This is a genomic window from Kribbella amoyensis (assembly GCF_007828865.1).
Lineage (GTDB): Bacteria > Actinomycetota > Actinomycetes > Propionibacteriales > Kribbellaceae > Kribbella > Kribbella amoyensis.
On record NZ_VIVK01000001.1, the window covers coordinates 4,335,501 to 4,347,757 of the forward strand.

The following is a 12,257-nucleotide window of genomic DNA, read 5'->3' on the forward strand; positions in this document are numbered from 1 at the left end:
CGTCAGGGCGCCGAGCTGAGCTCGCGGAGTTCGGCGAAGGCGGCGGCGAGTTTGGGCAGTGTGTAGTGCGCGTTCAGCCCGCTCGGGTTCGGCAGGATCCAGACCCGGGTCGGGCCGATCGTGCGTTCCTGCCGGCCCATCCGCGCCTTCGGCTCCGAGAACGCGTCACGGTACGCCGTGACGCCGACGACCGCGAGCCAGCTGGGGGCGTACTCGAGCACCTTCTTCTCCAGCCGGCGCCCGCCCTCGACGAACTCGGCCTTGGACAACTCGTCGGCCCGTGCGCTCGGCCGGTCCACCACGTTGGTGATCCCGAGACCGAGGGCCGGCAGCTCACCCTGCTCGGCCGGGAGCAGTTGCCGCGGCGTGAAGCCGGACAGGTGCAGCGCCGGCCAGAACCGGTTCCCCGGCCGGGCGAAGTGGTGCCCGGTCTCGGCCGACACCAGCCCGGGATTGATCCCGCAGAACAACACCCGCAACCCGGGCGCGATCACATCCGGCAACTCCTGCATGCCGAAAACCCTAGAAGGCGACGGCCGTCAACCCAGGGTTGACGGGCCGATTTCGTCAACCTAGGGTTGACGCATGACGCCAGTACCCGATCTCCAGCAACTCATCGACCTCATCCGGACCGACGCCGGCAGCGACGACGTCCTCGCGCAGCTGGCGACCGCCTCGACCACGATCACCGAGCTGACCGACACCTCCGACGCCGCCCTCGGATACTTCGTCGACCAGGCCCGGGCAGCGGGCAGATCGTGGCTCGAGATCAGTAGCGTGCTCGGCGTCAGCAAGCAGGCCGCGCACAAGCGGTTCGCGGACTCCGCGTCCGCCAAGCCGTCGTTCGAGCGCTTCACGGCTCGGACGAGGTCGGTCCTCGAAGCCGCCCCAGGCGTCGCCCGCCAGCACAACCATCCGTTCGTCGGTACCGAGCACCTGCTGCTCGCGCTCTACACCCAGCCCGAGGGGGTCGCGGCCAAGGTTCTCGACGGTCGTGGGCTCACCGAGCAGGCCGTGACCGACGCCGTGCAGGCGATCGCGCCGGACGGCTCGGCGGACCAGCTGCCCGCCGACGACGTCGCGCTGCCGATGACTCCGTTTGCGGTGAGCGTGCTGAAGTACACGCTGGACGAAGCGCTGGGCCTGGGCCACAACTACATCGGCACCGAACACCTACTGCTCTCGCTCTATCGCCACCCAGGCGGGGTCGCGGCCCAGGTGCTGCAACGGTTGGGGCTGAATGGGGACGCGGCCCGAGAGGCGGTCAAGGCCGCTCTGCTGGAGCTGATGCGCGCCAAGTAGGTTGACGTCCATGACGGACTGGAGCGCTCGCCTGGCCGAGCTCGCCGCTGCCGCCGACGTGCCGGGGGCCGTGCTCGGGATCTGGGCGGACGGCAACGAGATCGTCGAGCCGTACGGGCTGCTCAACCGGCGGACCGGGGTGGAGACGACCGCGGACTCGGTGTTCCATCTCGGCTCGATCAGCAAGCCGTGGACCTCGACGCTGATCGTCCAGCTGGCCGCCGAGGGCCGGTTGGACCTGGACGACCCGGTCGTCAACCTGTTGCCCGAGGCCTCGATCGACCCGCGGATCACGGTCCGGCAATTGCTCACCCACACCAGCGGCCTGGACGGGGACGTGTTCACCGACACCGGCCGCGGCGACGACTGCCTCGAACGGTACGTCACGCTGCTGGCCGACGTGGACCAGTTGTTCGAGCCCGGGACCGCGTACTCGTACTGCAACGCGGGCTTCGTCCTGCTCGGCCGGATCGTCGAGGTGCTCGACGGGCGGAGCTGGGACGCCTCGCTCCGGGCCCGCCTGGTCGAGCCGCTGGGCCTGGAAGCCACGGTCACGTTGCCCGAGGAGGCGATCCTGCATCGTGCCGCGGTCGGCCATGTCGCGACCGACGGCGCCACGGTGAGCACCTGGCAGTTGCCGCGCAGCCTCGGTCCGGCCGGGCTCATCGCGACCACAGCGAGCGACCTGCTGCGGTTCGCGCGGACGCACCTGAACGACGACCGGTACGCCGGGATGCGCGAGCCCCAGGTCCGGTACCCGGATGGTGCCGGCGGGATCACCGGGATCGGGCTGAGCTGGCGGCTGTACGACTGGGGTGGGCGGCGGTTGTTCGGTCACGACGGCACGACGATCGGGCAGCTCGCGTTCCTGCGGGTCGATCCGGAGGCGCGGCTCGCCGTCTGCCTGCTGACGAACTCGGGCAAGGCACCCGCGCTGTTCGAGTCCGTGGTCGACGAGGTGTTCACCGAGTACGTCGGGGTCGGGGTGCCGGCGCCGCCGCAACCGGCCGCGGACGCCTCGACCGACGACCGGCACGTCGGCCGGTACGAGCGGGCCAGTGCCGCGTTGGAGGTGCTCCGGCGGGACGGCAAGCTGGTGCTCACCTTCCAGGCGACGGGCGACCGGCTCGCGTTCGCGGAGGAGCCCGTGCACGAGTACGAGCTGGTCCCGGCCGAACCGCTGGACGGCGACCACTTCGTCACCCGCGAGTCCGCCGGCCAGCCGTGGGTCCCGGTGACCTTCGAGCCCGGCTACCTGTTCACCTCGGGCCGCGTGACGCCGCGGGTCCAGGGCTGAGCGCGGACCCGGGGAGGACGGCGAATGGCGCTGCGACCGGTCGACCTGGCTCGCCAGGCCGGGATCTCGACCCAGCTCGTCCGCAACTACGAGGCCGCCGGGGTTCTGCCGCCCGCACCGCGGACCGACAGCGGGTACAGGCAGTACGACGAGGACCACCTCGCCGCGCTGCTCACGTACCGTGCGCTGGCGCCCGGGTTCGGTGCGGAGAGCGCGACCGCGATCATGCGGGCCGTGCACGACGGCGACCTGGCCCTCGCGTACCGGGTCGTGGACGCGACGCATGCGACCGTGAACGAGCAGCGGCTGGCCACCGACGCGATGAGTACCGCCTTGGGCGCGGCGGCCGAGCAGTTCCTCGACGCGGAGCCGCCGACCGGACCGGCGTTGCGGGTCGGCGAACTGGCTCACCGCCTCGGTATCAGGACGTCCGCGCTGCGCGTCTGGGAGTCGGCCGGGTTGCTGCTGCCGACCCGCGAGCGCGGGACGAACTACCGCCGGTACACGCCGGACCAGATCCGGGACGCGCGGATCATCACCATGCTCCGTCAGGGTCGGTACGGCTTCGACCAGATCCGGCCCGTCCTCGACGGTCTCCGCCAGACCGGGAGTACGGAGGCTCTCCGCGCCGCTGTCGCCGAGCGCCGGGCGGCCCACGACCGGCGGACCAGGGCGATGCTGCACGGTGCCGCGCTGCTGCACGCGTACCTCGAACGAGCTTGAGAAATCGCGGGTGCGGTTTGGGTCCGGCGAGCTAACGTCGTCAAAGTGACCAGTGCACCCCTGGAACTGCCCCGTAAGACCGGCGAGCTGCGCGCCGCCGGATTCGTCCCCCGCAGCATCAAGGCGGAACTCCGGGACAACCTGCTGACCAAGCTCCGAGCCGGCGAGGACCCGTGGCCCGGCATCGTCGGCTTCTCCCGGACCGTCGTCCCCCAGCTCGAACGTGCCCTGCTCGCCGGGCACGACGTCGTCCTCCTCGGTGAGCGTGGCCAGGGCAAGACCCGGCTGCTGCGCACCCTGATCGGTCTGCTCGACGAGTGGACCCCGGTGATCGAGGGAGCGGAGCTGCCCGAGCACCCGCTCGACCCGATCACGCCCGCATCGCAACGCCGGGCCGCCGAGCTCGGTGACGACCTCCCGGTCACCTGGCTGCACCGCGACCTGCGGTACGCCGAGAAGCTGGCGACCCCGGACACGTCCGTCGGTGACCTGATCGGTGACGTGGACCCGGTCAAGGTGGCCGAGGGCCGCAGCCTCGGTGACCCTGAAACGATCCACTTCGGCCTGGTGCCGCGGGCGCACCGCGGCATCGTCGCGATCAACGAGCTGCCCGACCTGGCCGAGCGGATCCAGGTCGCGCTGCTCAACGTGATGGAGGAGCGCGACATCCAGGTCCGCGGCTACACCCTCCGGCTGCCGCTCGACGTGTTGCTGGTGGCAACGGCCAACCCGGAGGACTACACCAACCGCGGCCGCATCATCACCCCGTTGAAGGACCGGTTCGGCGCCGAGGTCCGGACCCACTACCCGCTCGACGTGGACGCCGAGGTGGAAGTGGTCCGGCAGGAGGCCGAGCTGACCGCCGAGGTCGGCGAGCCACTGCTGGAGGTGCTGGCCCGGTTCGTCCGGCACCTGCGCGAGTCCACCTCGATCGACCAGCGGTCCGGTGTCTCCGCGCGGTTCGCGGTCGCCGCGGCCGAGACGGTCGCCGCCGCGGCCCTGCGGCGCAGCGCGATCACCGGTGAGGAGCCGGCGGTGGCGCGGCCGGTCGACCTCGAGGCGGTTCCGGCCGTCCTGCGCGGCAAGCTGGAGTTCGAGCCCGGCGAGGAAGGGCGCGAGGCGGAACTGCTGGAGTACCTGCTCCGGCGCTCGGTCGCCGACACCGCGCGGGAGCGGTTCGCCGGCCTCGACCTCACCCCGCTCGCGCAGGCCGTTGCCGACGGCCACCTTGTCACCACCGGCGAACGCGTCCCCGGCCGGGACGTCCTCGGTGCCCTGCCCGAGCTGCCCGTGCTGCACGACGTGGCCGCCCGCGCGGGCGTCGACCCGGACGACTCGCCGGGCCGCATCGCCGCCGCGATCGAGCTGGCGTTGGAGGCGCTGTACCTGTCGAAACGCCTGGCCAAGGACGCCGACGACGACACCACGGTCTACGGAGCCTGAGATGTCGCACGCGATCCCCGAAGGCTGGTCCTACGGGCCGTGGCACGACGGGCCGGATCCGCTGGCGCCGCCGGTGGATCTGCGGGACGCGCTCGACGAGCTCGGCCGGGACGTGATGGCCGGGTCGTCGCCGCGGTCCGCGTTGGAGGAGCTGCTGCGCCGGGGGACCCGGAGTACGCAGGGCCTCGACGACCTGACCCGCAGGCTGTGGGAGCGGCGGCGCGAGATCCAGCGCCGGCACAACCTGGACGGCACCCTGCGAGACGTCCAGCGGTTGCTCGACGAGGCGCTGGAGGCCGAACGGCACGAGCTCTTCCCGAACCCGTCCGACGACGCCCGCTTCCGCGAGGCCCAGCTGGACGCGTTGCCGGCCGGGACGGCGGCGCAGGTGCGGGAGCTGGCCGGCTACGACTGGCAGTCGTCGCAGGCGCGAGAGAAGTACGAGCAGATCCGGGAGATGCTCGGCAAGGAGCTGCTCGGGTCGCGGTTCGAGGGCATGAAGGAGGCCCTGCAGAACACGACGCCGCAGGACGTCGAGCGGATCAACGAGATGTTGACCGACCTCAACGCCCTGCTCGCCGCCCACGCCCAGGGCCGCCCGGACGTCGACGAGTTGTTCGAGCAGTTCATGGCCGAGCACGGCGAGTTCTTCCCGGAGAACCCGCGCAGCGTGGAGGAGCTGATCGACGCGCTCGCGCAACGCGCCGCAGCGGCGCAGCGGATGCTCAACTCGATGACCCCCGAACAACGGGCCGAGCTGGCCGAGCTGTCCCAGCAGGCGTTCGGTAGTCCGCAGTTGTCCCAGCAACTCTCCCAGCTCGACGCCCAGCTCCAGGCGTTGCGGCCGGGCGAGGACTGGTACTCCTCGGAGCAGCTGAGCGGGGACGACCCGCTCGGCCTGGCGGAGGGCGCGCGGGCGATGTCGGACCTGGCCGAGCTCGACGCCCTGGCCGAGCAGCTCGCCCAGTCGTACCCGGGCGCGCGGCTGGAGGACATCGACCTCGACGCGCTCACCCGGCAGCTCGGCGACGAGGCCACCGTCGACGCCCGCCGGTTGAGCGAGCTCGAACGCGAACTCCGCGACCAGGGTCTGCTCGAACGCGCCCCGGACGGTTCGCTCCGGTTGTCCCCGAAGGCCCTGCGCCAGCTCGGCCAGACCGCGCTGTCCGACGTACTCCGTGCGGCCCGCTCACCCCAGGGCGAACGCGACTCGGCCGCCTTCGGGGCAGCGGGGGAGCTGAGTGGTTCGACCCGGCAATGGCAGTTCGGCGACACCCAGCCCTGGGACGTACCAAGGACCGTGCGCAACGCCGTACTGCGGACGGCCGGGTCGTCGCGGTCGGGCCGGGTCAAGCTGGACGTGGCGGATGTGGAGATCGCGGAGACCGAGCACCGGGCCCGGGCCGCGGTCGCGTTGCTGGTGGACACCTCCTGGTCGATGGTCCAGGAGGGCCGCTGGCTGCCGATGAAGCGGACCGCCCTCGCGTTGCACCAGCTCATCTCCACCCGGTACCGCAACGACGCGCTCCAGCTGATCACCTTCGGCCGGTACGCCGGGGTGGTCGAACTGCCGCAGCTCATCGGTCTGGAGGGGACCTGGGAGCAGGGGACGAACGCGCACCACGCACTCCTGCTCGCCGGCCGCCACCTCCGCCGGCATCCGGACGCGCAACCGGTCGTCCTGATGGTCACCGACGGGGAGCCGACCGCCCACCTGGAACCGGACGGTACCGCGGAGTTCTCCTACCCGCCGGAGCCGGCCACCTTGCGCAAGACGATCTTCGAGGTGGACCGGCTGGCCAAGCTCGGGGCGACGGTGACCGTGTTCCGGCTCGGCGACGATCCGCGGCTCGAGGCGTTCGTCGACCTGCTCGCCCGGCGCAGCGGCGGCCGGGTGCTCGCGCCGGACCCCGACGGACTCGGCGCGGCCGTCGTCGGTGACTATCTGCGCACCCGCCGCAAGCTCTGATCCGGCGGACCGAAGCAGGGTGTGTACCCATCCCGAAGGTGGGTGACACCCTGCTTCGTCGTTTCTCCGGGAAAACCTGCGAATGTCCTGCGTTGTCAATGGGGTAAGGGTTTTCCGGCCATTGATGTGTGGGCAGGGTCACCCTCTCGTCGTGAGACCAGTGTTCAACTGGACTGTTTTCTGGGCTTACTCTGAAACCACGCCCGCGCCATCGGAGTCGAGGGGCCAGCGGACACCACACCGCGCAAAGTGAGCACCGCCCAGGACACCAGGGAGTGACAGTGCCGAAACTCGTCTACGACTTCGCCGAAGGCAACAAGGACCTCAAGCAGCTGCTCGGCGGCAAAGGGGCGAACCTCGCCGAGATGACCAATCTGGGGCTGCCGGTGCCGCCCGGGTTCACCATCTCGGCCGAGGCCTGCAAGGTGTTCCTGGCGACCGGGTCGGTCCCGCCCGAGCTGGCCGACGAGATCGACCACCACGTCGACGCGTTGCAGCAGAAGATGGGCAAGAAGCTCGGCCAGGCCGACGACCCGCTGCTGGTCTCGGTCCGGTCCGGCGCCGCGGTGTCGATGCCCGGGATGATGGAGACGGTGCTCAACGTCGGCCTCAACGACGACTCGGTGAACGGGCTCGCACACCACTCCGGCAATCCGCGGTTCGCCTGGGACGCGTACCGGCGGCTGATCCAGATGTTCGGCAAGACCGTGCTCGGGATGGACGGTGACGTCTTCGAGGACGCGATCGAGCAGGCCAAGCAGGCCAAGGGCACGCGGAACGACCTGGACCTGGACGCCGACGACCTCAAGGCGCTGGCGACTACGTTCAAGGCGGCCGTGAAGGAGCACACCGGCCGCGAGTTCCCGCAGGATCCGCGCGAGCAGATGGACCTGGCGATCGAGGCCGTCTTCGGCTCCTGGAACGCCGAGCGCGCGATCCTGTACCGCCGGCAGGAGCGGATCCCGGCCGATCTCGGGACCGCGGTGAACATCTGCTCGATGGTCTTCGGCAACCTCGGCATGGACTCCGGAACCGGCGTCGCCTTCACCCGCGACCCGGCCAGCGGCCAGCCCGGCGTGTACGGCGACTACCTGCAGAACGCGCAGGGCGAGGACGTCGTCGCCGGGATCCGGAACACGGTCCCGCTGGCCGACCTGGAGACGATCGACAAGAAGTCGTACGACGACCTGATGGCGATCATGGCCACGCTGGAAGGCCATTACCGCGACCTGTGCGACATCGAGTTCACCGTCGAACGTGGCAAGCTCTGGATGCTGCAGACCCGGGTCGGCAAGCGGACCGCGGGCGCGGCGTTCCGGATCGCGACCAGCCTGATCGACGAGGGCGTGATCGGCACCGACGAGGCGCTGAAGCGGGTCAAGGGCGCCCAGCTCGCGCAGCTGATGTTCCCGCGGTTCGACACGGACGCCGAGAAGAAGCTGATCACCAAGGCGATCGGGGCGTCGCCGGGGGCCGCGTCCGGCCAGGTGGTGTTCACGTCGGCCGCCGCGGTCGAGGCCGCCGGCCGGGGTGAGAAGGTCGTCCTGGTCCGCCGGGAGACGAATCCGGACGATCTGCACGGGATGATCGCGGCGCAAGGCATCCTGACCAGCCGCGGCGGCAAGACCTCGCACGCGGCCGTGGTCGCCCGGGGGATGGGCAAGACCTGTGTCTGCGGGGCCGAGGAGCTCGAGGTGAACTCGTCCGCGCAGACGATCACCGTGAACGGGACGACGATCGGCGCCGGCGACGTCATCTCGATCGACGGGACCACGGGCGAGGTGTTCCTCGGTGAGGTCCCGGTCGTACCGTCCCCGGTGGTCCGGTACTTCGAGGGCACGCTGGCCGCGGACGCCGGCGACGAGCTGGTCGCCTCGGTGCACCGGCTGATGGCGCACGCGGACGAGATCCGCCGGCTCGGGGTCCGGACCAACGCGGACACCGCCGAGGACGCCGCGCGGGCCCGCCGATTCGGTGCCGAGGGGATCGGCCTGTGCCGGACCGAGCACATGTTCCTGGGCGAGCGCCGGGCCTCGGTCGAACGGCTCATCCTGGCCGAGAACGACACCGACCGGGACGCCGCCCTGGCCGAGCTGGAGCCCTTGCAGCGCGGCGACTTCCTCGAACTGCTGGCCGCGATGGACGGGCAGCCGGTGACGATCCGGCTGATCGACCCGCCGTTGCACGAGTTCCTGCCGTCGATGGAGGACCTCGCCGTCAAGGTCGCGCTGGCCAAGGAGCGTGGCGAGGACCCGGGCCACGACGCGGCGCTGTTGTCGGCGGTCGAGCGGCTGCACGAGCAGAACCCGATGCTCGGTCTGCGCGGCGTCCGGCTCGGCCTGGTCATCCCCGGCCTGTTCGCCATGCAGGTCCGGGCGATCGCGTCGGCCGCCGCCGAGCTGAAGAAGCAGGGCAAGGACCCGCGGCCCGAGATCATGATCCCGCTCGTCGGCGCGGTCCAGGAGCTGCAGCTGGCTCGCGACGAGGTCGAGCAGGTCCTGGCCGAGGTGGCCGGGTCCGAGGGCGTGGAGTGGGTGACGCCGGTCGGCACGATGATCGAGCTGCCCCGGGCCGCGGTGATCGCGGACCAGATCGCCGAGGCGGCCGAGTTCTTCTCCTTCGGGACCAACGACCTGACCCAGACGACCTGGGGTTTCAGCCGCGACGACGTCGAGGGCTCGTTCTTCTCCCGGTACCTGGAAAAGGGCATCTTCGCGGTGTCGCCGTTCGAGTCGATCGACCGCGAAGGGGTCGGCGCGCTGGTGAAGACCGGCGTCGAGCGCGGCCGGGCGACCCGGCCGGACCTGAAGCTCGGGATCTGCGGCGAGCACGGCGGCGACCCGGACAGCATCCACTTCTTCCACGAGGTGGGACTGGACTACGTGTCCTGCTCGCCTTTCCGCGTCCCGGTCGCCCGACTCGAAGCGGGACGCGCGGCTCTGGACTGACCCGCCGAGGCGCGGTGCTCACCGGCGATCCGTTGAGCACCGGGTCTAGCCTTGCGGGCATGTCCTCATCCCGTGTGGAGCTGCGCCGGACGTTCGGGGAGGACGCGGAGCTGTACGACCGGGTCCGGCCGACGTACCCGCGCCGGCTGTACGACGACCTCGCCGAGTTGCTCGGGATCCCCGCCCGTTCCTCCGGTACCCGGCCGCGGGTGCTCGAGATCGGGTGCGGGACCGGCCAGGCGACGGCGCCGATGATCGCGCGCGGCTGGTCGGTGAAGGCGGTCGAGCTGAGTCCGGACCTCGGCCGGGTCGCGCGGGACCGGCTGCCCGAGCTCGAGGTGGTCACGACCGACTTCGACACCTGGCCGCTGCCGGCCGAGCGGTTCGACCTGGTCCTGTCCGCGACCGCGTTCCACTGGCTCGACCCGGCGACGCGGGTGCGTCGGACCGCGGAGGCGCTGCGCCCCGGCGGTCTGCTCGCGGTGGTGTCGACGCATCACGTGGAAGGTGGCAGCCAGCAGTTCTTCACCGACATGCAGGACTGCTACCTGCGGTTCATGGGGGAAGCGGAGGAGGGCGGGCCGAAGCCGGCGGCCACGGTCCCGGACGATCCGGCCGAGATCGACGCGACCGGGTTGTTCGGCCCGGTGGAGTTCCGCCGGTACGAGTGGGAGCTGACGTACTCGAAGGCGGAGTACCTCGATCTGCTGTCCTCGTATTCGGGGCATCGGGCCTTGACATCGGCGGCGCGTGACGGTCTGTACACCTGCCTGGGAGCCCTGATCGACGCGGACGGCGGTTCGGTGACGAAGCGTTACCTGACGCAACTCACCGCAGCAATTCGTACCCCGCAACCCCTTGCTTCGGGTGCAGCGAGCAGGACAAGATAGCCGGGCGGGAAGGGACATCACCGTCGACTTCCGGGTCCGAACCGAACCAGCCGCTGTGGCGGCTCGTGACTCCCTTCCCGCACCAAACCCCTTTTTCTTATAGGGTTTTCGGCATGGCAATCTTCGTGGTCCAGCTCCGGTTCACCGACACCGACACCGACCGCCGCCTGCAGGTGCGGCCGGCCCACCGCGAGTACCTCACCGCGCTGAAGGAGGCCGGCAAGCTCGTCACGGCCGGCCCGTTCGAGGACCAGACCGGCGCGCTGCTGGTGTACGACGTGGCCGACGAGGCCGAGCTGCGCGAGATCCTCGCCAAGGACCCGTACACCCCGGCCGACGTATACGAGCTCGTCACCCTCAAGGAGTGGCAGCCGCTCTTCCCGCTCGGCTGATCCCCGGGCGTCAGGCCTCGGGGGTCTCCAGGTCGAGGTGGTCGACGTAGGCCCACAGCCAGGCGAGCGGGGCCAGGACGAGCTCCGGTTCACCGGCCTCGTCGGCGATGAACAGCATCGAGCCCTCGCCCCCGGAGATGTCCTCGCAGACGGCACCGCACACCTCGACCGCGACGTCGAACGGCAGCAGCTCCGGACCGCTCTCCCACTGCGGCTTCGGCAACGGCAGCACCGGCGCCCCGTCGTGGCCGTCCAGGTCGACCGAGACCTGCTGCAGCTCGACGTACAGGTCGTACGAGATGAGCCCGGCCAGCGGCGTGCCCTCGATCCCGATCAGGTACGGGTCGTCGGCGCCGTGCCGGAAGTTCTCCCGGAGGTCCTCCAGGGACGCGGGCAGGTCCGACGCCTCGACGTACGGCGCCTCCTCGGGCTCCTGGTCCGCCAGCCGACCGCTGCGCATCTGGTCGAACGAGTGCAGCAGGTTGCTCAGCTCGTCGTGCGCACCACCGTTCGGCGCCTTCTGGGCCCGCTGCTCGAGGTCCTTCAGGTGCTCGACCAGGTCGTCCTCGAAGTGCAGGTCGTACCGCGGCAGTCCGGGCTCGCGGCCGGCGTTGATCTGCGCGACGATCTGCGTCGAGACCGGGCCGAGCCGCTCGGCCAGCACCTCCAGCGGTGTGGTCGGCTTCTCCTCCTCGTCGTGCGCGCAGGAGTCGTCGTCCTTGCCGCCACCCTCCATGGCGAGCAGCACCGAGAACGCCGGGAACGCGATCAGCGCCGCGGTCGCCATCATCCCGTCGCCGATCAGCATCAGCGGGTTGCCGCCCGCCTCGGTCCGGCGCAGGTGGTCCGGCAGCAGCACGGCGGCCTGCTCGACCGACACCTGGCTGGCCAGCGAGCTGAGCCCGTGGTCGGTGTCCACCCCGAGCAGCTCGACCAGCCGCTCCGAGCTCAGGTCGAACGACGAGCGCAGGTAGTACCGCAGCCAGCCGGCGTCGACCGGATTGCCGAGCAGTTCGTTGATCCGGGCCCGGAAGTCGGCCAGGTCGGCGATCGCCAGCACGACCAGGACCGGCTGGTCGCCGTCACCGATCACCAGCGGCCGGGTGTCACCGTGCTGGAAGCCTTCGATGACCTGGGCCAGGCTCTCGGCCGCGGCGTCCAGCGGCCATGACTCGGCCTCGAACTCGGTCACCACCGCGGTGTCGACGTCGTCGGGCATCTGGTGGTCCTCTCCGAAGGGCGGCGGCGGGGGTGGCGCCTACTGTAGGGGGCCGACCCGGTACCGGGGGTGGC

At 70.8% G+C, this 12,257-nt stretch carries 10 protein-coding genes; 8 read left to right on the top strand and 2 right to left on the bottom strand.

All coding sequences use genetic code 11. The annotated features are described in order from the left end of the window. Positions 1-2: 2 nt before the first annotated feature. The gene (gene mug, locus FB561_RS20515; RefSeq protein WP_202880685.1) at positions 3-512 is read right to left on the bottom strand and encodes a G/U mismatch-specific DNA glycosylase; all 510 of its coding nucleotides are present in this window, start codon (positions 510-512) and stop codon (positions 3-5) included. 73 nt (positions 513-585) lie between these two features. On the opposite strand from mug, the gene FB561_RS20520 reads away from it, so the two are divergent. The 8 genes from FB561_RS20520 (at position 586) to FB561_RS20555 (ending at position 10,964) form a co-directional block, all read left to right on the top strand. Beyond that, the gene (locus FB561_RS20520; protein WP_145808994.1) at positions 586-1,302 is read left to right on the top strand and encodes a Clp protease N-terminal domain-containing protein; all 717 of its coding nucleotides are present in this window, start codon (positions 586-588) and stop codon (positions 1,300-1,302) included. Between the two features lie 10 nt (positions 1,303-1,312). After that, entirely contained in the window at positions 1,313-2,599 is a 1,287-nt protein-coding gene (locus tag FB561_RS20525; RefSeq protein ID WP_145808996.1) for a serine hydrolase domain-containing protein, read from the top strand. Between the two features lie 24 nt (positions 2,600-2,623). Further along, entirely contained in the window at positions 2,624-3,322 is a 699-nt protein-coding gene (locus FB561_RS20530) for a MerR family transcriptional regulator (protein ID WP_145808998.1), read from the top strand. Positions 3,323-3,367: 45 nt separating this feature from the next. Next, complete coding sequence (locus tag FB561_RS20535) at positions 3,368-4,765, top strand: ATP-binding protein (RefSeq protein ID WP_145809000.1); 1,398 nt, start codon at positions 3,368-3,370, stop codon at positions 4,763-4,765. A 1-nt stretch (position 4,766) separates the two neighbouring features. Next, positions 4,767-6,734, top strand: coding sequence for a vWA domain-containing protein (locus FB561_RS20540; protein WP_145809002.1), 1,968 nt, complete (start codon positions 4,767-4,769; stop codon positions 6,732-6,734). A gap of 281 nt (positions 6,735-7,015) precedes the next feature. After that, entirely contained in the window at positions 7,016-9,682 is a 2,667-nt protein-coding gene (gene ppdK / locus FB561_RS20545) for a pyruvate, phosphate dikinase (RefSeq protein ID WP_145809003.1), read from the top strand. Positions 9,683-9,741: 59 nt separating this feature from the next. Further along, positions 9,742-10,572 carry a class I SAM-dependent methyltransferase gene (locus tag FB561_RS20550; RefSeq protein ID WP_145809005.1) on the top strand — a complete coding sequence of 277 codons (831 nt, stop codon included), beginning with the start codon at positions 9,742-9,744 and terminating at the stop codon, positions 10,570-10,572. A 113-nt stretch (positions 10,573-10,685) separates the two neighbouring features. After that, positions 10,686-10,964 carry a YciI family protein gene (locus FB561_RS20555; RefSeq protein WP_145809006.1) on the top strand — a complete coding sequence of 93 codons (279 nt, stop codon included), beginning with the start codon at positions 10,686-10,688 and terminating at the stop codon, positions 10,962-10,964. 10 nt (positions 10,965-10,974) lie between these two features. Here FB561_RS20555 and FB561_RS20560 read toward each other — a convergent pair whose 3' ends face one another. Continuing rightward, positions 10,975-12,183: a hypothetical protein gene (locus tag FB561_RS20560; RefSeq protein ID WP_145809009.1), complete on the bottom strand. Its 1,209-nt coding sequence runs from the start codon at positions 12,181-12,183 to the stop codon at positions 10,975-10,977. Positions 12,184-12,257: the final 74 nt, after the last annotated feature.

Coding starts and splice junctions, on each gene's coding strand:
- FB561_RS20560 (WP_145809009.1), bottom strand. CDS start 12,183: ATGCCCGACGACGTCGACACCGCGGTGGTGACCGAGTTCGAGGCCGAG.
- FB561_RS20530 (WP_145808998.1), top strand. CDS start 2,624: ATGGCGCTGCGACCGGTCGACCTGGCTCGCCAGGCCGGGATCTCGACC.
- FB561_RS20540 (WP_145809002.1), top strand. CDS start 4,767: ATGTCGCACGCGATCCCCGAAGGCTGGTCCTACGGGCCGTGGCACGAC.
- FB561_RS20520 (WP_145808994.1), top strand. CDS start 586: ATGACGCCAGTACCCGATCTCCAGCAACTCATCGACCTCATCCGGACC.
- FB561_RS20555 (WP_145809006.1), top strand. CDS start 10,686: ATGGCAATCTTCGTGGTCCAGCTCCGGTTCACCGACACCGACACCGAC.
- mug (WP_202880685.1), bottom strand. CDS start 512: ATGCAGGAGTTGCCGGATGTGATCGCGCCCGGGTTGCGGGTGTTGTTC.
- FB561_RS20550 (WP_145809005.1), top strand. CDS start 9,742: ATGTCCTCATCCCGTGTGGAGCTGCGCCGGACGTTCGGGGAGGACGCG.
- FB561_RS20525 (WP_145808996.1), top strand. CDS start 1,313: ATGACGGACTGGAGCGCTCGCCTGGCCGAGCTCGCCGCTGCCGCCGAC.